At 69.2% G+C, this 19,146-nt stretch carries 17 protein-coding genes and 2 pseudogenes; 14 read left to right on the top strand and 5 right to left on the bottom strand.

The genetic code is table 11. The features are described 5' to 3' along the window. The first annotated feature begins 8 nt into the window (after nt 1–8). The 6 genes and pseudogenes from ACWC5O_RS25235 (at nt 9) to ACWC5O_RS25210 (ending at nt 4,332) form a co-directional block, all read left to right on the top strand. A complete protein-coding gene (locus tag ACWC5O_RS25235; RefSeq protein WP_450582886.1) occupies nt 9–1,283 on the top strand; it encodes a cytochrome P450 in 1,275 nt (424 codons plus the stop codon). 24 nt (nt 1,284–1,307) lie between these two features. Further along, nucleotides 1,308–1,475: pseudogene (locus ACWC5O_RS25230) on the top strand (NAD(P)-dependent alcohol dehydrogenase); the annotation flags it as partial. A 19-nt stretch (nt 1,476–1,494) separates the two neighbouring features. Next, on the top strand, nt 1,495–2,283 hold the full coding sequence (locus ACWC5O_RS25225) for a SpoIIE family protein phosphatase (RefSeq protein ID WP_450781071.1): 789 nt from the start codon (nt 1,495–1,497) through the stop codon (nt 2,281–2,283). Beyond that, complete coding sequence (locus tag ACWC5O_RS25220; RefSeq protein WP_450582889.1) at nt 2,280–2,861, top strand: hypothetical protein; 582 nt, start codon at nt 2,280–2,282, stop codon at nt 2,859–2,861. Before ACWC5O_RS25225 ends, ACWC5O_RS25220 begins: the two co-directional genes overlap by 4 nt. Then, nucleotides 2,821–3,270 carry a hypothetical protein gene (locus ACWC5O_RS25215; protein WP_450582891.1) on the top strand — a complete coding sequence of 150 codons (450 nt, stop codon included), beginning with the start codon at nt 2,821–2,823 and terminating at the stop codon, nt 3,268–3,270. Before ACWC5O_RS25220 ends, ACWC5O_RS25215 begins: the two co-directional genes overlap by 41 nt. 657 nt (nt 3,271–3,927) lie before the next feature. Next, nucleotides 3,928–4,332 carry a hypothetical protein gene (locus ACWC5O_RS25210; RefSeq protein ID WP_450582892.1) on the top strand — a complete coding sequence of 135 codons (405 nt, stop codon included), beginning with the start codon at nt 3,928–3,930 and terminating at the stop codon, nt 4,330–4,332. Between the two features lie 318 nt (nt 4,333–4,650). Here the strand turns inward: ACWC5O_RS25210 and ACWC5O_RS25205 are convergent, their stop codons facing one another. Beyond that, nucleotides 4,651–5,769: a fatty acid desaturase family protein gene (locus tag ACWC5O_RS25205; protein ID WP_450582894.1), complete on the bottom strand. Its 1,119-nt coding sequence runs from the start codon at nt 5,767–5,769 to the stop codon at nt 4,651–4,653. 7 nt (nt 5,770–5,776) lie between these two features. Next, a complete protein-coding gene (locus ACWC5O_RS25200) occupies nt 5,777–6,832 on the bottom strand; it encodes a ferredoxin reductase (protein ID WP_450582896.1) in 1,056 nt (351 codons plus the stop codon). 87 nt (nt 6,833–6,919) lie between these two features. Here ACWC5O_RS25200 and ACWC5O_RS25195 point away from each other — a divergent pair, with 87 nt between their 5' ends. Continuing rightward, nucleotides 6,920–8,059 (top strand): PucR family transcriptional regulator, encoded by a 1,140-nt coding sequence (locus ACWC5O_RS25195; protein ID WP_450582897.1) that lies wholly within the window; start codon nt 6,920–6,922, stop codon nt 8,057–8,059. Then, nucleotides 8,056–8,184: a hypothetical protein gene (locus ACWC5O_RS25190; RefSeq protein ID WP_267911787.1), complete on the top strand. Its 129-nt coding sequence runs from the start codon at nt 8,056–8,058 to the stop codon at nt 8,182–8,184. Before ACWC5O_RS25195 ends, ACWC5O_RS25190 begins: the two co-directional genes overlap by 4 nt. Before the next feature lie 371 nt (nt 8,185–8,555). On the opposite strand, the gene ACWC5O_RS25185 is transcribed toward ACWC5O_RS25190, so the two are convergent. Continuing rightward, a complete protein-coding gene (locus ACWC5O_RS25185; protein WP_450582899.1) occupies nt 8,556–9,644 on the bottom strand; it encodes a hypothetical protein in 1,089 nt (362 codons plus the stop codon). A gap of 628 nt (nt 9,645–10,272) precedes the next feature. Here ACWC5O_RS25185 and ACWC5O_RS25180 point away from each other — a divergent pair. The 5 genes and pseudogenes from ACWC5O_RS25180 (at nt 10,273) to ACWC5O_RS25160 (ending at nt 14,645) form a co-directional block, all read left to right on the top strand. After that, nucleotides 10,273–11,353: pseudogene (locus tag ACWC5O_RS25180) on the top strand (IS110 family transposase). Between the two features lie 44 nt (nt 11,354–11,397). Then, nucleotides 11,398–12,687, top strand: coding sequence for a bifunctional 3-oxoadipate enol-lactonase/4-carboxymuconolactone decarboxylase PcaDC (pcaDC, locus tag ACWC5O_RS25175; protein ID WP_450582901.1), 1,290 nt, complete (start codon nt 11,398–11,400; stop codon nt 12,685–12,687). Nucleotides 12,688–12,722: 35 nt separating this feature from the next. Further along, complete coding sequence (locus ACWC5O_RS25170; protein ID WP_450582902.1) at nt 12,723–13,358, top strand: MBL fold metallo-hydrolase; 636 nt, start codon at nt 12,723–12,725, stop codon at nt 13,356–13,358. 36 nt (nt 13,359–13,394) lie between these two features. After that, nucleotides 13,395–14,174: an exodeoxyribonuclease III gene (locus tag ACWC5O_RS25165; protein ID WP_450582904.1), complete on the top strand. Its 780-nt coding sequence runs from the start codon at nt 13,395–13,397 to the stop codon at nt 14,172–14,174. A gap of 15 nt (nt 14,175–14,189) precedes the next feature. After that, nucleotides 14,190–14,645, top strand: coding sequence for a DUF6278 family protein (locus ACWC5O_RS25160; protein ID WP_450582905.1), 456 nt, complete (start codon nt 14,190–14,192; stop codon nt 14,643–14,645). Between the two features lie 121 nt (nt 14,646–14,766). Here ACWC5O_RS25160 and ACWC5O_RS25155 read toward each other — a convergent pair whose 3' ends face one another. Further along, a complete protein-coding gene (locus ACWC5O_RS25155; protein ID WP_450582907.1) occupies nt 14,767–16,332 on the bottom strand; it encodes an alpha/beta fold hydrolase in 1,566 nt (521 codons plus the stop codon). A gap of 116 nt (nt 16,333–16,448) precedes the next feature. Continuing rightward, entirely contained in the window at nt 16,449–17,201 is a 753-nt protein-coding gene (locus ACWC5O_RS25150; protein ID WP_450582909.1) for a hypothetical protein, read from the bottom strand. Nucleotides 17,202–17,343: 142 nt separating this feature from the next. Here ACWC5O_RS25150 and ggt point away from each other — a divergent pair, with 142 nt between their 5' ends. Then, entirely contained in the window at nt 17,344–19,146 is a 1,803-nt protein-coding gene (ggt, locus tag ACWC5O_RS25145) for a gamma-glutamyltransferase (protein WP_450582910.1), read from the top strand.

The raw sequence follows: 19,146 nt of genomic DNA, 5'->3' as shown, positions 1-19,146 counted from the left end.
GGAGCCTCGTGGTCGAGGAAACCCCCTGGCAGCAGGCCCTCCGCTACGCCAACCGCGCCAACCCGTACCCGTTCTACGAGGAACTGCGCAAGACACCGGTGGCGCGGCAGCCGGACGGCACCTATGTCGTCAGTACCTACCGGGAGATCGTCGCGCTGCTGCACGACCCCCGGGTCAGCTCGGATCCACGCAAGTGCCCCGTCCCGGTCGCGGCCCCGGCCGAGGGATCGGCGGAGGCGGAGGCCGAGCCGATCAGGGAGGCGGTCATCTCTTTGGAGCCGAACATCATCACCCAGGATCCACCCGAGCACGATCGAGACCGCCGGATGATGATGCCGCATTTCGTCGGCCCTCCCCATTCCCCTCACCTGATCTCCGACCTTGAACCCGACATCCGCCGCATCGTGACCAGGCTCCTGGACGACATGCGGGGCAAGACCCGGATCGACGCCGTCGACGACTTCGCCTACCCACTGCCGGTGACCGTGATCTGCAAGGTCCTGGGCGTGCCGCTGGAGGACGAGCCACGCTTCCACCAGTGGATCGAAACGGCCCTGGACGCTTTGGACTTCGGACCCGAGGCCGCCTCTGAGGAGATGCAGAGCCGGCTGGCAGGGGGCCGCCAAGCCGTGCAGGAGTTCGGGCAGTTCGCAGCCGAGCTGCTCCACCGGTACGCCCGGCAGCCCGGCCCGGGCATGCTCTCCGCGCTGGTGAACGAGGACGGCTCGGAGGGGCGGATGTCCAAGGGTGTGCTCGCGAGCAATGCCCTGCTCCTGATCTTCGCGGGACACGAGACCACGGTCAATCTCATCGCCCACAGCGTGCTGACCCTGCTGCGCCACCGCGACGCGCTGGAGAAGCTGCGGCGCCGGCCCGACCTGATCGTGCCGGGGGTGGAGGAACTGTTGCGCTTCGAGTCGTCGGTGCAGTTCTGGCACACCCGCTCCGCCGTGGAGGACATCGACATCGCGGGTACCACCATCCCGAAGGGAGCGCCGATCTTCCTGGCGTACGGCTCGGCGAACCGCGACCCGGAACGGTTCACCGACCCCGACGAACTCGACCTCGAGCGCCGCGACAACCAGCACCTCGGATTCAGCCAGGGCATCCACTTCTGCTTCGGCGCCCCGCTCGCGCGACTCGAGGTCCAGATTGCGGTCGGCGAGTTCGTCCGCCGGGTGCAGAACCCCCGGCTGGTCGAGGACCCGCCGCCGTACCGGCACAACCAGATCTTCCGCGGCCCGCGCCACGTCCTGGTCGACATCGACGGCATCCTCGACTGACCAGTGTGGGCCTGAGGGATCGCTATGCGCGCTTTTCAACTCGTCGGTTGGCGGCAACCGCCCGAGCTACGCGAGGTGCCGGTGCCCGAGCCCGGCCCAGGCCAGGTCCTGGTGAAGGTCGCAGGTGCCGGTGCCTGTCACTCAGATCTGCACATCATGCAGGCACCCGCACCGCCGCCCGGCTTCACGGATCCGCCCTTCACGCTCGGCCATGAGAACGCGGGGTGGGTGGAGCGGCTGGGACGGGAGTGCCGAAGCCGTCGACATAGTCCCGGGGCCGCCCCTCGCCGTCTGCGGCATGCCGTACGAGACAACCACGATCGACGTCGAGCCGGGCAGCGTCCTCGCGCTCTACACCGACGGCCTGGTCCAGCGAGCCACACACGATGTCTGCGACGGGCTCCAGCGGCTGACCGGTGCTCTCGCCACCTCCTGCCACCCGGGCCGCGCTCTGGAGGAAACCGGCAGGACCCTCCTCGACAATCTGGTGGACGAAGCACCGCTGCCCGGTGAGCTGTTCGATGCGCTCGGCGAGCATTCTCAGGGTCGTGTGGGTGGCCTGGGCCACCGCGTTCTCGCCGTCCTCGCCGGCGCCTGGGCCGAGGCGTGCGCAGGTGCGGAACAGCTCGCGGTTGCCCAGTCTGGACAGTCGTTCCCGCAGTGCGGGAACGGCGATGACCAGGACGGCTTTGAGCTGGTCGATCGCCTGGGTACGAGCCTTGACCGCGGAGTCCTTGGCGAGCTTGTACATCCGGGCGCTGTGCACTGGACCGTCGCCGGACTTGGCCCGGGCCCGGGCGCGGCCACTGAGCACGGCTCGCGCGGCGGCCGTTCACCCGCCTGCGCCACGACCCCCGAACCCAGGCGTACTACGAACGCCGCACCCAGGAAGGCAAGACCCGGCGCGAGATCATCCGATGCCTCAAAGGGGCGGCCGAGTCACAGGCCGAATTCTTCGAGAGGGTCGCCGGTCCGTTCTGGGACCAGGTTCGGGATGTGATCAACGAATGGTGGTCGCGCTTCCCTGACCGGGCTCAGCCCGGCCTGCTCAGCCGACTGCGGGACCGAAACTCCGACACGAACGTCTTCTCCGCGCTGTGGGAGTTGTACCTGCACGCGATGTTGCTCGGTTCCGGTTGCAGCGTGGAGGTTGAGCGGCAGACGGGAACAGGTGGCTATAGGCCCGACTTCCTGGTTACGTGCGGCAACGAGCAGTTCGTCGTCGAGGCGATCTGGAAGGCTCAGAAGCGTGACGCTGGGGCTTACTCGCTCCCACCGCAGTTGAGCGATGCCATCGATCGCTTGCCGAGTCCGAACTTCTTCGTATCGTGCGAACTGCACAGCGCCGGTGCGGCAACGCCGCCGCAAAGACGGCTGAAGTCCGGGCTGACGCGATGGCTTGCAAGCTTGGACCCCGACCAGGTCATCGCCGACCATGAGCGCAAGGTGCCGCTTCCCAGGCAAGCGTGGCAATCCATCCAGCAGGACAATCGGCGTCTACCCCTCGGCATGGGCGGTCGAGGACGGATCGGAGCGAGTGCTTCACGCCGTCACACACAAGGGCGGGAAGTATGGTGACCTGGAGCTTCCATTCATCGTGGCGCTAGGCCATGCAGCCGACTTCCCCGAAGATGAGGACATCGAGAGAGCGCTGTACGGGAGTACGGTCGAGTACGCCTACGACAGCGGATCGACCTTGAGCCGCAAGCCCGATGGCTACTGGACTGCCACCTACGACCATGCCCACAGCCGTGTCAGCGGCGTGCTCGTCGTGAACAATCCAGCACCCTGGACCTGGACGAAAAACACTCCCGTTCTCTGGCAAAGCCCGGATCCTGCCTCGCTTCCTGCCCCCATCTTTCCTACCTGGGCAACGACGCAACTGGCTGGGATCCAGGTCGAGCGCCAGCCCGCGATTCGCTCCGTCCACACTGCTCTCGGTCTGCCGGAACGCTGGCCGACCGGCGACGCCTTCCCCCGGGAGTGACCCGAGATGACGGCAGCGGCGCCGTCCGTCTCGACAGCTACACCCCGGTGAGATCACCTCATACACACGGCAGCGTTCGTTGAGGGCCTCTGCGTGGACCGGGGAGGCCGCTCGACCGGGTTGCGGGAGCATCCGTCGTGCACCGGGTGGACGCCCTGATCGGCCGGCCGACGCCGTGCCGCATCCGAACGAAGTGGCCTGCGGCGCGGGCCGAAGGCTGGGAGACGGATGTGGCTAGCCTGAAAACGCGCGACCGAGGCGCCGCGGCGCCTCGCCCTGGCGGTTCGTTGCCGCCGGATCGGAGACGGCGACGACGTCCGCGCGGCCATCATCCCCCTCGATGGGACCGCCCAAGCCCTTCCAGGGTTTCGACGTCGCCGAGCTGCAACATTGCCTTCCTCACCCCCTACTGAAGGTATGCGCGGCCGCACAGACGACGGTTCGCCGACCCGCTGAGTTCGCCCTCGTCGCAGTCCCACGACCGGTGGTCCTCGGCCCTTCCTGCTGAGCCGGCTGACAACGGCAACGTCTCGCACTTCCGGCGCGAACGTACCGTTCCGCGAAGAAAGGAGCGTTCACATTTCGCTCGAACTCCCCCGAGCTGTCATCAGCGCGCCTATCCTGCTGTCCCACCAAGGCATCACCATCCGGGGGATCGTGTCCGACACGTTCAGGCCCAAGCCCGCGCTCAAGCGCTGTGCGGTATGCCGCCTGCCGGTGGCCAGGAAGAAGCTCGTCTTCGCCGCGGACGGACAGCCGGTGCACCGCGCCTGCCAGTCGGCCACGGATGGCTCGCCGACCCGTTCGGCGGCTCCGCCCGGTCTCGCCCGGGCGCCGAAAGACATCAGCCGCGCCGAACTCCTCAAAAAGATCGAAGCGTTGCGGAAGCGCGACGCGAAAATGAAGCCGGGGGCCGCGAAGGTGCAGCCCGCCGACCGCCCCAAGCAGCCGACAGCGCCACACCGCGGCAAGCGGCCGGTCCCCCCGCCCCAGCCGTTCTACGGTTTGGAGATGAAGTTCATCAACGGCCGGTGGGTGCAGATGCACCCTGACTCCGAATAGTGGCTGCTCGTCATGTCGGGCCGGTCCGAGGCACGGCCTGCGTCCGGGTGTCACGCGCGAACGTAAGCGTTTGAGACCAGCCATTCGTGCAGGTGGCCTGTCGGGTTTGCCCCCCGGAGAAGCCTGCCGCGTTGTGACGCTCCAGCACCTCGCTGGCCGCCCCGAACACCGCAAGAGCGCTCTGACCTTTACTTTTTCCTCTCTCCGTGTGCCTCCTGACGTGCTTTCGATGACGCATCACGCGGAGTGCGTGGCGATTCTGGAGCCTGCGGACAAGGGCGCCTGACCTCGGGTTCGTGAGCCAGGCGCTTGTACCCATCAGGCGGCGACGAGCTCCTGCTCACGGTCCGGCGTCTTGACCTCGGGCTTCTTGTTCGGCAGCGAGAGCCGGAAGACCTTGCGCCACGCGGAGAACACCTGTTTGGGCAGCGGTCCGGTGACGTACTCCAGCTCGTACTTCTCGAACAGCGCGCGCACCTTCACCGCGACCTCGGCGTACCGGTTGCTCGGCAGGTCCGGGAACAGGTGGTGCTCGATCTGGTGCGACAGGTTGCCGGTCATGAAGTGCATGGCCCTGCTGCCGCTGATGTTCGCCGAGCCCATCATCTGGCGCAGGTACCACTGCCCGCGCGTCTCGCCCTTGATCGACCGGCGCTCGAAGACCTGCACGCCCTCGGGGAAGTGCCCGCACATGATCACCGAGTGGGACCAGATGTTGCGGACCAGGTTCGCGGTGAACGTGGCGGCGAGCGTGGTGAGGAACGACGGGCCCGACAGCAGCGGGTGGATCACGTAGTCCTTGAGCACCTGCTTGCGGATCTTGCGGCCCACGGCCTTGGCCCGCGCGCGGAACTCCGGGTTCTTGCGGCGCCGCTTGTGCAGGTTCTTGCCGAGCTGCAGGTCGTACGCCGCGATGCCGTACTCGAAGAAGCAGGCGTTGATGAAGTTCCACAGCGGCTGACCGAGGTGGAACGGGTGCCACTCCTGGTCCTCGTCGACGCGCATGATGCCGTAGCCGAGGTCGTTGTCCTTGCCGATCACGTTGGTGTACGTGTGATGCAGCTCGTTGTGCGAGTGCTTCCACTGCTCGGACGGCGAGACGTGATCCCACTCCCAAGTGGTGGAGTGGATCTTCGGGTCCCGCATCCAGTCCCACTGGCCGTGCAGGACGTTGTGGCCGATCTCCATGTTGTCCATGATCTTCGCCACGGACAGACCGGCGGTGCCGAGCAGCCACGCCGGCGGGAAGATCGAGAACAGCAGCACGCCCCTGCTGACCAACTCGAGCTTGCGCTGCGCCGAGATGACCCTACGGATGTAGGCGGCGTCTTTCTCCCCGCGGCCGGCGATCACCTCGTCGCGGATCGCGTCCAGCTCGCGGCCTAGCTCCTCGATCTGCTCCGCCGTCAGGTGGGCGGTGGGGTCAATGGCGGTCAAAGTGCTCCTACCGTTCGATGTCGCAAGGGCCCGCCGCGGCGGACACACAGGTCTGGATGAGGACGCCCGGCTCGGCCTCGGTGATCTCGCCGGTGCGCAGGTCGCGGACGGCGCCCGCCTTGAGCGGCGTGACGCAGCCGAAGCAGATGCCCATACGGCACCCGGACGGCATGAGCACGCCGGCCTCCTCGCCGACGTCCAGCAACGGCGTGGCGCCGTCCGAGTCGACGGTCTTGCCGGTGGCGCTGAACGTGACCTCGCCGCCGTCGCCGGCGACGACGATGCTGGGGCGGAAGCGTTCGGTGTGCAGGCGCACTTGGACGCCGTGCCCGCTCCAGTGCTCTTCGGCGGCGTCAAGCAGGCCCGCGGGCCCGCAAGCCCAGGTCTCGCGCTCGGCCCAGTCGGGCACGAGTTCGTCGAGACGGGCGACGTCGAGCATGCCGTCCGAGTCGGTGTGCACCTCGATGAGCCGCAGCTTCTCGTCCGCGACCAGATCGTGCAGTTCGTTTCGGAAGATCACGTCCTGTGCCCGTGGCGCGCAGTGGACCATGACGACGTCGTCGAACTCGATGTCGCGCAGCATGCCCATCACGGGCGTGATGCCGCTGCCGGCCGTCAGGTAGAGCACCTTGGCGGGCTTGGCCGGCGGCAGCACGAAGTCACCGGTCGCCTGGTCGAGCTGGATCAGCGTGCCCGGTTTCGCCCTGCGGACCAGGTGGTTGCTGACCTTGCCGTCCGGGATCGCCTTCACGGTGATCGTGACGCGGCCGTCCTGGCGGTTCGTCGGCGAGGTGATGGAGTAGGCACGCCACAGGCGTACGCCGTCGACGTCGACCCCGATCCGCACGTACTGACCGGCTGTGTGGCCGCGCCAGCCCCGTCCCGGCCTGATCACGACAGTCGCGGCGTCATCCGTCTCGGGGTGCACGGCCTCGATGCGCCCCCGCAGGTCGGCGCCCGCACGCAGCGGGCTGACCAGGTCGAGGTAGTCCGACGGCAGCAGCGGCGTCGTGACCATCTCCAGCAGTTTCCACGCCCTGCTGCGCAGGGCTGCACTCGTCATGACTCCAGCTTGCTGCGTCTCAGGGCGTAAAGTCCTGACCGTAGGACGTGAATCTGGTAGGTGGAATTGTTCGCAGGGAATAAAAACGTGAGTCGTGTAACCCAGAGGGCCAGCGAACTGGCCCTGGATGAGACGACGGTCACCGCACTTCGGGCCGCGCTGAAGACCACCGCCGACGAGGTCGTCCAGGCGATCATCGACGAGGTCCCTCCCTACGCCAACGCACTGACGGGCCACATGGGCGCCACCATCCGCCGAGCCGTTCGCACCGCCCTCGGGCACTACCTGGACCTCGCGAGCGGGAACGCCACAGGCGGCGACGGCGGTGACGCGGCCTACGAGCTGGGCCGCGGCGAGGTGCGCGACGGCCGTTCGATGGACGCCCTGCTCAGCGCCTACCGCGTCGGCGCCCGCGTGGCCTGGCGATGCCTGGCAGCGGGCGCCGTGTCCGCAGGTCTGCCCGCCGCCGAGGTCGCCAAGTTCGCCGAGCTGACCTTCGCCTACATTGACGAGCTCTCCGCCGCGAGCGCCGCGGGCCACGCCGACGAACTGGCCGCCCGGGGCAGGGCCCACGAGCGCCACCTGGAACACCTGGCCCGCGACCTCCTCGCCGGCGCGAGCCCGGACGTGCTGCTGGCCTCTGCTCAACGGGCCGGATGGCAGCCTCCGGTTACGCTGACGGCGGTCCTGCTGCCCGCCGCCCAGGCCCGGCCCGCCTACCGCACACTCGACCCGAGCACCCTCGTCCTCGACGATCTGCCGGACGCCACCGGTGTGCTGCTCGTCCCCGATTCCGACCGATCACATCTCTTGCGGCAGCTGACCGACCGCACCGCCGTGGTCGGCCCGGCCCGGCCATGGACTCGTGCGTCATCCTCGTACGCACGAGCCGCACGCGCGCGCTCCCTCTCCTCTGATATCCGCGACACCGAGGACCACCTGCCCGAGCTGGTGCTGAGCGCCGACGTGGACGCGTTCGCAGACCTGCGTGCCCGAGCCCTCGCACCGTTGCGCACCTTGCCTGTCGCGACCGCACGGCGGCTGGAGGAGACGTTGCGGGCGTGGCTGCTGCACCAGGGCAGGCGGGACGAGGTGGCGGCGGCGTTGTTCGTCCATCCCCAGACAGTCCGGTACCGGATGTCGCAGCTGCGGGAGCTGTTTCCGGATCTCGCATCGCCACACCGGGTCCTTGAACTGACGCTGGCGGTCGGTCTTCGGGCCAGTTGACGCGTACTTCGACCGTCCACGAACTCCCGGCGGATCCCGGCATCGTGCTCGGTGTCTACCTGGACGTCCTTGCAGCCGGGACGGTTCGGGTGAGCGACGCGATCAAGGTGCAGCAGGTCGGCTGACAGGGAGCGTTCCACCACGAGTCGCCCACCTGCCGATCCGTCAGGCCCGCGTCTCGCACGACCAGCCACACCCGGTCGCGACTGAGCGGGAGTTGGCCGAGAAGGACGCCGGTCGCGTCGAGCAGGGTGTTGGCGAAGGCTGGAGCGACCGGGTTGAAAGGGCGGACTGTAGGCCGTGACGCCCCGTTTGACTCCCTGGGCACCCACATGCATGGCGATGGGCCAGGAAATGGGATCTGACCTCGGGTTTTCCGAAGATCGCTCAGGTGGACATCTTTCCGATGACCCACCAGGTCGGTGTGCCGCGATTGAACCGGTCGCGAAGAGCCCCTGAACTGCGGTTGTGGGCGCACAATGTGCGCTGCGGGCGTTCAGTAGGTGGGACCGTAAGGGCTCCAGTGCCCGAGGAAGGGTTTCAGGTCGTCGGCTTGTGGCTTGGGAATGTCGGGCAGCCGGGGCGGTGTGTTCAATGGGTCGAGGCGTTCAACGGTGGCCGCTGCCCAGCTGATCCATTCCTCGGCTTCGGTTCTGGCCTGGCCCGGAGGCATGTCCTCGACTCGCGTGCGTACGGTGCTCACGTATTGGGTCAGTCGGGTGGCGTGTCGCCATGCCGCTTCCTGGGCTTCGAGGTGCCGGACGCGGTACGCCTCTGCGTACCGGATGCGGGCTTGTTCCATGGCGGCTTCCCAGCGGATGCGCTTCTGGCGTGCCGCTTCGGCCTCGTCCTGACGTCTGCGTTCGGCGGCTTGGCCGCGCAGCGTGACCTCCTGTGCGATCTCGGCGAGTTGCTGTTCGAGGGCGCGGCCGGGAGCGTCGGCCCATTCGCTCGCTCGGTGTGGCTGGCCGCCGCTGAGGATGATGCGGAGGCGTTCGGATGGGGTGTAGTCGAAGCGGGGGATTCTGACCCAGGAGTGCTTCTTGGCGTCGGCGAGTTCCTTCTCGGTGGCGACGTGCTCGGCCCGGTCCTGCTCCTGGAGGACGACAAACCCCACTGTCTGGCCCTGTGCGGTGATGGTGAAGTGGGGATTTGCCCTGCGGCGGCGACGAGGTGGGGGTGCGAAGCCGGTCTGCCCGGCCGAGCAGGTGTGTCCGTCGGCCTCGGCGGCGGTGATCAGTGCCTGGATGAGCCGGAGAGCGCGTCCTTGGACGGGCTTGGTCAGGCCCAGCGGCTGGCGTTCGTTCTGCATGGCCCGCACCACGGTGTGCGGCCGAGTGAGCCGCGAGGGCACGGGGACGGGGTCGAGGACGGCAAGGCGCCAGGCGGGGATGTCGACGAGCTTGATCTCGTACCCGTCGCGGCACCAGTTTCCGTACAGCTCCTTCGTCTCCGGAACCCTTCCGGACCTGCGTGCGGCGGCGACGCGGGACGGCCACTTCTCCAAGCCGGGACCGCTGCCGCTCTTGACGATCTTGCCGCCGGCCTCCGCGAGCTCCTGTAACAGCTGCTCCGTGAGCGTCACACGAGGATGTGAGGGAGGGCTTGGCTTCCGCTCGGTGGCCGGAGTTTCCTGCGCTCTGGTGGACTTAGGTCGTGGACCGGCGGCCTGGGTCTTCCGCGGGCGTGATCCGCGGGGAGGGTACGTGCCGTGCGCCAGGTAGTGCCGACCGGCGCTTGTCAGGGCGACGCTCCACTGCCCGGCCTCCCGGGAGACCGTCACCAGGCCACGGTTGTGGAGTGCCTGGCAGGTGGTCTTGTAGGAGCTTGTGTTCCATACGCCTGCAGGGCACCCGGCTACCACCCACTGCAACACCGACAGCTGCCGCTCATTGACCCGCCGTTCCAATGGTCCGCCTTCGACTCGAAGTGACGCACGACGGCGGCATGGTGCCAGTTCCGCTGGAAGCCGGTTGGGCCGAGAACCGTAGGTGGGTGCCTGTCCTACGGCGGGGTCTGACTCCTGAGATCTCTGACCGAGGTGTCCTGATCACACTGTGTCGACCGCCGGCCAGGGGACTGCGCACTGTTGGTCTCGGGCTGATGGACGTGTCTCGATAGGGGCTTGCCGGAAAGGCGTCATCACGATTCTGACCGTCCGCACGGCCCGCTACCGGCTACGCGATAAGCCGTCGGCCTGAAAGGGAACGAACGTGATCGGCACACCCTCCGCTTCGCGTCCTCGTCGGCGCCGGCCGACGGGGGAGGTGGTCCTGGGAGTGGACACGCACCGGGATGCCCATGTGGCCGTCGTGCTCTCCCTGGTGGGGGAAGTGATCGGCACTGAGGAGTTCCCGGCCGGCGCGGCTGGATACCGAGACCTGCTGGGGTGGGCCAGGGCGTCGGGAACGGTGCGCCGGGCCGGAGTGGAAGGGACCGGTTCCTTCGGGGCGGCCCTGTCCTGCTACCTGCTGGCCCAGGGCGTGGACGTCTTCGATGTGAACCGGTTCGACCGCCGCCGGCGCGGCAAGTCCGACCCGCTCGATGCTGAGAACGCGGCCCGGGCGGTGCTGAGCGGGCGAGCGCGCGCCCAGGCCAAGACGGGCGACGGACCGGTGGAGATCGCCCGGATGTACAAGCTGGCCAAGGACTCGGCGGTCAAGGCCCGCACCCAGGCGATCAACCAGCTCAAAGCCGTCCTCATCCGTGCCGATCCCCAGCTGAGAGAGCAACTGGCCGGGCTGGGCAATGCAGAGCTTTTCCGCACGTGCGCAGGGCTCGTCGACGACAGCCTGAACCATGAGGCCGGCGAGGGATCGGTGCTCCACGCCACCCACGTGACCCTGGGACTTCTGGCCCGGCGCATCGGGCAGCTCAGCGAAGATGTCCGGGAACTGGAAGGCCGCCTGACCCGGCTGGTGGAGCGCCACGCTCCGCAGCTGCTCGAGGTGGTGGGCATCGGTCCGGACACAGCCGTCACTTTGCTGATCACGGGGGGGGGACAACCCGGAACGCCTGGGCAGTGAGGCGTCCTTCGCGGCGCTGTGCGGGGTCAGCCCGGTCGAGCGTTCTTCGGGCAGCCGGCAGTACCGTCGCCTCAACCGCGGCGGCGACCGGCAAGCGAACGCGGCCCTGCACCGGATCGTGCATACCCGCCTGCGCGTCGACCCACGTACCCAGGAGTACTACGAACGTCGCAGCAAGGAGGGCAAGACGCGGCGCGAGATAGTCCGAACCCTCAAGCGCTACGCGGCCCGGGAGGTCTTCCACCTGGTCAGACCTGTGCAGTCCTAACCCTCGTTATAGGGGCAGTCGTGAGACGTGAGAGGGTCTGGGGCGTGAGTGAGACACCCCCGAACACCCTGCAATACCGCTTTGACGGGCCAGAAGACGCTCCGGTCCTGATCTTGGGTCCCTCACTGGGCACCACATGGCACATGTGGGACCGCCAGATCCCCGAGCTGACGAAGCAGTGGCGGGTCTTCCGGTTCGACCTGCCGGGCCACGGCGGCGCCCCCGCCCACCCGGCCGGCTCCGTCGGCGAGCTGGCGGCCCGCCTGCTGGTGACCTTGGACACGTTCGGGGTGCAGCGCTTCGGCTATGCCGGCTGTGCGCTGGGCGGTGCGATCGGCATCGAGCTGGCCCTGCGGCACCCCGAGCGTCTCGCCTCGCTCGCGCTGGTCGCCGCCTCGCCCCGGTTCGGCACCGCCGACGAGTTCCGCCAGCGCGGGGTGGTCGTCCGGACCAACGGGCTCGACCCGATCGCCCGGACCTCGCCCGACCGCTGGTTCACCGGCGGGTTCGCCGCCACGCAGCCCGCGATCACCGAGTGGGCCGTACAGATGGTGCGCACCACCGACCCGGGCTGCTACATCGCCGCCTGCGAGGCTCTCGCCGGGTTCGACGTCCGGCCCGAGCTGGGCCGGGTCGGCGCGCCGACCCTGGTGCTGGTCGGCTCCGAGGACCAGGTCACCGGACCGGCCGAGGCCCGCACCCTGGTCGCGGGGATACCGGACGCCCGGCTCGCGGTCGTGCCGGGGGCCTCCCACCTGGTACCGGTGGAGCAGCCCGCCGCCGTCACCGACCTGCTGGTCCGGCACTTCTCCACCGCTTGGCAGCAGCCCTTCGACACCGGCCAGACGGCCCTCCCGGCCGCCCCCGTCAACCCGGCGCTGACGGCGGCGCCGCAGGTCGTGCCCGTCGCCGAGATCGCCCCCGCCGTCGTACCGCCGCAGCCCCTCGGGTTGCCCGACCGGTACGAGGCCGGGCTGAAGATCCGCCGGGAGGTGCTGGGCGACGCGCACGTGGACCGGGCACTGTCCCAGGCAGACGAGTTCTCCGGTGGCTTCCAGGAGTTCATCACCCGCTACGCCTGGGGCGAGATCTGGGACCGGCCCGGCCTGGACCGCCGGACCCGTAGCTGTGTCACGCTCACCGCGCTGGTCGCCGGCGGCCACCTGGAGGAGCTGGCCCTCCACACCCGCGCCGCCCTGCGCAACGGCCTGACCCCGGACGAGATCAGGGAAGTGCTGCTGCAGGCGGCCGTGTACTGCGGTGTCCCGGCGGCGAACAGCGCGTTCCGGGTGGCACAGCAGGTCATCCGAGAGGAGACCACCCCCGCCGAGTGAGCCCCGGGCCGGCGCAGGCGGCAGGATGGGGAGACATGAAGCTCACCAAGAAGTCCCACGCCTGTGTCCGCCTGGAGAAGGACGGGCGGACGCTCGTGATCGATCCCGGCGGGTTCAGCGAGCAGGACGCGGCGGTCGGCGCGGACGCGATCCTGGTCACGCACGAGCACCCGGACCACTTCGACGAGGGCCGGCTGCGGGCCGCCCTGGAGGCGAACCCGGCCGCCGGGGTCTGGACCCTGAAGTCGGTGGCCGAGCAGATCGCGGCGGCCTTCCCGGGCCGGGTGCACACCGTCGGCCATGGCGACACCTTCACCGCCGCGGGCTTCGACGTGCAGGTCCACGGCGAGCTGCACGCGGTGATCCACCCGGACATCCCGCGCATCACCAACATCGGCTACCTGATCGACGGCGGCAGGGTCTTCCACCCGGGCGACGCCCTCACCGTCCCCGACCGGCCCGTGGAGACGCTGATGCTCCCGGTGCAGGCGCCCTGGAACAAGATCTCCGAGGTGATCGACTACGTGCGCGAGGTGAAGCCGCAGCGCGCCTACGACATCCATGACGCCCTGCTGACCGACCTCGCCCGTCCGATCTACGACCGCCAGATCGGCGCGCTGGGCGGCACGGACCACCAGCGGCTCACCCCGGGGGCCTCGGCGGACGTCTGAGGCGGGCTGTCACACCCGCCGGGTAGGTTGTGAGGCATGCGCATCGCCACCTGGAACGTGAACTCGATCACCGCCCGCCTCCCGAGGCTGCTCGCCTGGCTGGAGAGCAGCGGCACCGACGTGCTCTGCCTCCAGGAGGCCAAGATCGCCGAGGAGCTGTTCCCGTTCGACCAGCTGCGCGAGCTGGGCTACGAGGCGGCGGTCCACGCGACCGGCCGGTGGAACGGCGTGGCGGTGCTCTCCCGCGTCGGTCTGGAGGACGTCGTCAAGGGCCTGCCCGGCGACCCCGGCTACGAGGGCGTGACCGAGCCGCGTGCCATCTCGGCGACCTGCGGCCCGGTACGCGTCTGGTCGGTGTACGTGCCCAACGGCCGCGAGGTGGACCACCCGCACTACGCCTACAAGCTCCAGTGGTTCGAGGCACTGAAGGCCGCCGTGGCCGGTGACGCCTCCGGCAGCCGTCCGTTCGCGGTCATGGGCGACTACAACGTGGCGCCGACCGACGACGACGTCTACGACGTGGCCGTCTTCGAGGGTTCCACCCACGTGACCCCCGCCGAGCGCGCCGCTCTGGTCTCCCTCCAGGAGGCGGGCCTGTCGGACGTCGTCCCGCGTCCCCTGAAGTACGACCACCCGTACACGTACTGGGACTACCGCCAGCTCTGCTTCCCCAAGAACCGCGGCATGCGCATCGACCTGGTGTACGGCAACGAGCCGTTCGCGAAGGCCGTCAAGGACTCCTACGTCGACCGCGAGGAGCGCAAGGGCAAGGGCGCGTCCGACCACGCGCCGGTGGTGGTCGACCTGGACGTGTGATGCCACGCTGGGTCCATGAACATTCCGTTCCTGGGCCACAGGCACCACAAGTACGGTGGCGATGAGGGTGCCCCCACGCGAGCGCATTCGAGCGTGGGGGAGCTCCCGGCCGACCCCGAGTCGATCGCCGCGCTCCTGTCCGAATGTGAACTGCTCCGCTCCCAGGCGGACGACGCGGGTGTCCGCCTCGACGACACGCCGGCTTCCTTGGAGGCGCTGGACCAACTGGTCCCGCGCTGGCGCGACGACGCGGAGACGCTGCCCTGGCTGGGCAACGACGCGGGGCTGTACCTGGGCACGGTTGTCGTGCGCACCGTGCCCGGGGCCGCCTGGGAGATCAGGCCCGACGGCGAGCCCGTGCTGCGGCTCGCCTCCGGCCGCGAGGTCGAGGTCGTGGACGCCGGCCGGGCCTGGGCTACGACCGGCGCCCCCGAACTGTCCCAGCTGTACGGGGAGATCGCCGAGGCCTGACGCCGACTACGCCTGGATCGCAGACCTCGACTACGATGAGCCGTTCATCCCTGTGGTGATGGTGATCTCGCCGAGCTGCACCGGGATACATGGGCCAGGCTCGTCCGGCGGCAGCCGATGATCACTGCTCGCGCACGGGGACGGACACGTATGACGGGTCGTCCGGCGGCGAGGAGAAGGTCAGCTGCGCGCCGGACGGGTTGTGCTCGATGTAGAGGGGGTCGACGGTGTCGACGACCAGCGCGAGGCGGTGCCCGGCGGGTACGTCGTAGGCGGTGGAGAACAGGTCCAGGTTCACGTCGAACGGCTCGCCGGGCGTCCGACCGTGCCAGGTGTAGGGCGCGTTGGTGACCAGCTTGCCGAAGCCGAGCGGCCCCACGTCGTACAGGTAGGCGATGAGGGTGCCGCTCTCCTTGGTCGGGGTGAGCGTGGTGTGCAGCGTGGCCGTGCCCCGTACCTGCTGGGCCGTGCCGTACCGCTCCGACTGCCACACGGCCGCCCAGCGGCGCGGCAGCAGCGGGATCGAGGCGACGGGCGGCAGTTGGGCGACCTGGTCCAGGATGCTGGAGAGGAAGACGATCCCGCCGTCCGCGCCCGAGTCGACGCCTGCGTGGATGGTGGTGGAGCCCGCGAGTGCGAGCTTGCGGCGGGTCGCGCCGACCGACTTCCAGTCCGGGTAGCCCTCGTATCCCCCCGCGCTACGGGGTTTCAGCTGGACGGGCTGCTCGCGGTCGATGCCGTTGTCGGCGCCCTTGAGGTAGTGGTCGAACCAGCGCCCGGTGTCCGTCCACACGTCGTTGGGCAGCCCGAACAGGCCGGTCAGCTCGGCGGTCGCGTGGTCGCCGGGGCGCATCTCCAGCCGCTTCGGGACGGTCAGCTTCTCGTAGAAGTCGGCGTACGAGTTGGCCGGGAAGATCGTGTCGCCCCAGGCGTTGGCCATCAGGACCGCGGCGCCGTTCTTGTTCAGCTGGTCGACGTAGGTCGCGGCGGAACGCTTGCGCCCCCAGTCGATCATCTCCTGTTCCTTGGTCAGGTTGGAGGCGTAGAAGTTGTCGAAGATTTCCCGGAGTTCGGGGCTCTCACGACCGGTGATGATGCCCGCGCCGTCGAGCAGGGCGCCCGCCTGGACATGCTGGGTGCGGCCCGAGTAGATCGAGTCGATCAGGTCGGCCCAGCCGCTGAGCGCGGCGACGGCCTTGATGCGCTTGTCGTGGGCGGCGGCCAGCAGGCTGATGCCGGCGCCGTAGGAGACGCCGGCCATGCCGATGTGCCGCGGGTCCGCGGGGGTGTTGGCGAGCGCCCAGTCGATGACCTTGGAGGCGTCCGCTATGTCCGGCGGACCCGCCACTTCTATCTCGCCGCCGGACTGCCAGAACCCGCGCACGTTGTACGTGAGCACCACGTAGCCGGAGTCGGCGAGCTTCTGTGCCTGGGCGAGATACTCCACCTGCGGCAGGCCCCAGCTCGTGGGCAGCACGATGAGCGGGTAGCTGTGCGAGCCGTCGGCGCCCGCGGGCGTGACGACGTTCGCCTTCAGTGCGGTGCCGCCGTCGCCCGTGATGTCCACGAAGCGGACGGACGGGGCAGCCTGGGCGGCCGGAGCCAGGCCGACGACGGACCCCGCGATCAGCGCCGCGGAGACGACTCCTACGGCGGAGGTGCGCAAGGTGGTGCGACCGTGTCCCATGGGTCACTCCTCACTCGTGTCAGTGCAAAGTGACCCGACGGTAACCGGCGGAACTTACCGTAAGTAACCCGTCGGTAAGTTACGTGCCGGTAAAGATTGTTGAAGTGTGCGGGAACCTAGGAGGCCCGGTGGGAAGGACGTGCTGCCTCCACTTGTGGCAGAGGCGCCTGCGCCGCCCGCGTCACGTCCGCGACCAGCTCGACCAGATCGGGGCCGTACGCCTGGGAGTTGACCACCTTCAGCAGCAGGACGAAGGTGCTGTTGCCGTACTTGCGGTTCAACCGTTCGTGGTTGCGGGCGAGATAGCGGGTGGCGGCCTGGTTGGTGATGGCCCGCTGTCCGCAGAACAGGAACACCGGCCGGGTCTCCCCTCCGGCGCTGAGCCGGGCGAGCAGGACGTGCTCGGAGATGCCCGGCTCCATGCGGTACCGCTCGCCGCCGATCTGGAAGGCACCCCGGTCCGGGCCGGGTTCGGGATCGATGTTCACGCGGATGCCGGGGAGCATCGCCGCCATGTGGGCCAGCATCCGCCGGTTCGACGCCGGGCCGCCCACACAGAACTCGGTGCGCTCGCCGAACCCCTGCTGGGTCGCGTCCTGTGTCACCATCTGCAGGTGGGCCCCGCAGTCCTTGATGAGGGCGGAGAGCTCCAGCAGCGCGAAGACGTCGAAGCGGTGCACGGCCGGCTCCGAGGTGGCCGGGTCGCGGTTGACGACGAGCAGGGACTCCGAGTTCTCGGGCAGCCCGAAGAACTCCTGTTTGCGACGCAGCTTGCGCCGCCACAGGTAGGTACGGGCGAGCCAGCCCAGCGCGGCACTGATGCCTGCCGCTATGACGCCCAGGACGATGTTGCGCACGTCGTCGTTCATGGCCGCGCATGGTAGCGGGCCCGGGCGACGACTACGTACCGGTGTTCGATCTGTGACTGTCGGGTGGCCGGCGACCGAGGCGTACTGTTGGCCTTACGGCAATCTCGTTACGCTGCGCGGACGGTCCCGACGGGAGGTACGGATGGGTCGGCCTGGCGCGCGGAAACTGGCGGTGGTGGCGGTCTCGGCCGCCGTGGTGTCGGTGGGAGCGGCGGCGCCGCCCGCCGCAATGGGCGAGACGCCCACGAAGGTTCCGGTGGCCGTCGGCTACGGCGGCGCCGTGGCCAGCGTCGACGCGGACGCCTCGGCCGCCGGCATCGAGGTGCTCAGGAAGGGTGGCAACGCGGTCGACGCGGCCGTGGCCACCGCGGCCGCGCTCGGCGTCACCGAGCCCTACTCGGCCGGCATCGGCGGAGGCGGCTACTTCGTCTACTACGACGCCAAGTCCCGTACGGTGCACACCATCGACGGCCGCGAGACCGCGCCGCTGTCCGCCGGCGCCAACCTGTTCACGGAGAACGGCAAGCCGCTGGCCTTCGCCGACGCCGTCAGCAGCGGCCTGAGCGTCGGCACCCCGGGCACGCCCGCCACCTGGCAGACGGCGCTGGACCAATGGGGCAGCAGAAGCCTCGGTACGGTCCTGAAGCCGGCCGAGCGGATCGCCCGCGACGGCTTCACCGTCGACGACACCTTCCGCTCGCAGACCGCGTCCAACGAGACCCGGTTCCGCTACTTCCCCGCCACCGCCGAGCTGTTCCTGCCGAACGGACAGCTCCCGGTCGTCGGCTCCGCCTTCAAGAACCCGGATCTGGCCAGGACTTACGAGGAACTGGCCAAGAAGGGCGTCGGCGCGATCTACCGCGGCGACCTCGGCGAGGACATCGTCAACACGGTCAACAAGCCGCCGGTGGACCCGGGTTCCGGCTGGAACGCCCGCCCCGGCAAGCTGTCCGCCAACGACCTGGCCGCCTACCGCGCCAAGCTCCAGCGGCCCACGAAGACCTCGTACCGCGGCCTGAACGTGTACTCCATCGCGCCCTCCTCCTCCGGCGGCACCACGGTCGGCGAGGCGCTCAACATCCTGGAGAGGACCGACCTCTCGAAGGCCAGTGAGGTGCAGTACCTGCACCACTACATCGAGGCCGGCCGCATCGCCTTCGCCGACCGCGGCCGCTGGGTCGGCGACCCCGCCTTCGAGGACGTACCGACCAAGGACCTGCTGTCGCAGCGGTACGCCGACTCGCGCGCCTGCCTGATCAAGGACGACGCGGTCCTCAGCAGCCCGCTCGCACCCGGTGACCCGCGCCACCCCGCCGCCTGCGGCACCGGCGGTACGGCGGCCCCGACGACGTACGAGGGCGAGAACACCACCCACCTGACCGTGGCCGACAAGTGGGGCAACGTCGTCTCCTACACGCTCACCATCGAGCAGACCGGCGGCAGCGGCATCACCGTGCCCGGCCGGGGCTTCCTGCTCAACAACGAGCTGACCGACTTCTCCTTCGCCCCGGCCAACCCGGCCGTGCACGACCCGAACCTGCCGGGCCCGGGCAAGCGGCCGCGCTCCTCCATCTCGCCGACCATCGTTCTCGACCGGCACAGCCGGCCGGTGGTGGCGCTCGGCTCACCCGGCGGCGCGACCATCATCACCACCGTGCTGCAGACCCTGACCGAGTTCCTCGACCGGCACCTGCCGCTGGTCGACGCGATCGCCGCCCCGCGCGCCAGCCAGCGCAACGCGGCCCAGACCGAACTCGAACCGGGCCTGTACAGCAGCGACTTGAGGACCCAGCTGGAGGCCATCGGGCACAGCTTCAAGCTGAACCCGGAGATCGGCGCGGCCACCGGCGTCCAGCGGCTGCCGGACGGCAGGTGGCTGGCCGCCGCCGAGAAGGTACGACGCGGCGGCGGCTCGGCGATGGTGGTCCATCCGGCGGCGCCGTGA

The sequence above is a fragment of the Streptomyces sp. NPDC001450 genome (genome assembly GCF_053597295.1).
This window is presented reverse-complemented; position numbering and strand designations above follow the sequence as displayed.

Coding starts and splice junctions, on each gene's coding strand:
- ACWC5O_RS25225 (WP_450781071.1), top strand. CDS start 1,495: ATGAGAACGCGGGGTGGGTGGAGCGGCTGGGACGGGAGTGCCGAAGCC.
- ACWC5O_RS25200 (WP_450582896.1), bottom strand. CDS start 6,832: ATGACGAGTGCAGCCCTGCGCAGCAGGGCGTGGAAACTGCTGGAGATG.
- ACWC5O_RS25170 (WP_450582902.1), top strand. CDS start 12,723: ATGAAGCTCACCAAGAAGTCCCACGCCTGTGTCCGCCTGGAGAAGGAC.
- ACWC5O_RS25165 (WP_450582904.1), top strand. CDS start 13,395: ATGCGCATCGCCACCTGGAACGTGAACTCGATCACCGCCCGCCTCCCG.
- ACWC5O_RS25160 (WP_450582905.1), top strand. CDS start 14,190: ATGAACATTCCGTTCCTGGGCCACAGGCACCACAAGTACGGTGGCGAT.
- ACWC5O_RS25155 (WP_450582907.1), bottom strand. CDS start 16,332: ATGGGACACGGTCGCACCACCTTGCGCACCTCCGCCGTAGGAGTCGTC.
- ACWC5O_RS25150 (WP_450582909.1), bottom strand. CDS start 17,201: ATGAACGACGACGTGCGCAACATCGTCCTGGGCGTCATAGCGGCAGGC.
- ggt (WP_450582910.1), top strand. CDS start 17,344: ATGGGTCGGCCTGGCGCGCGGAAACTGGCGGTGGTGGCGGTCTCGGCC.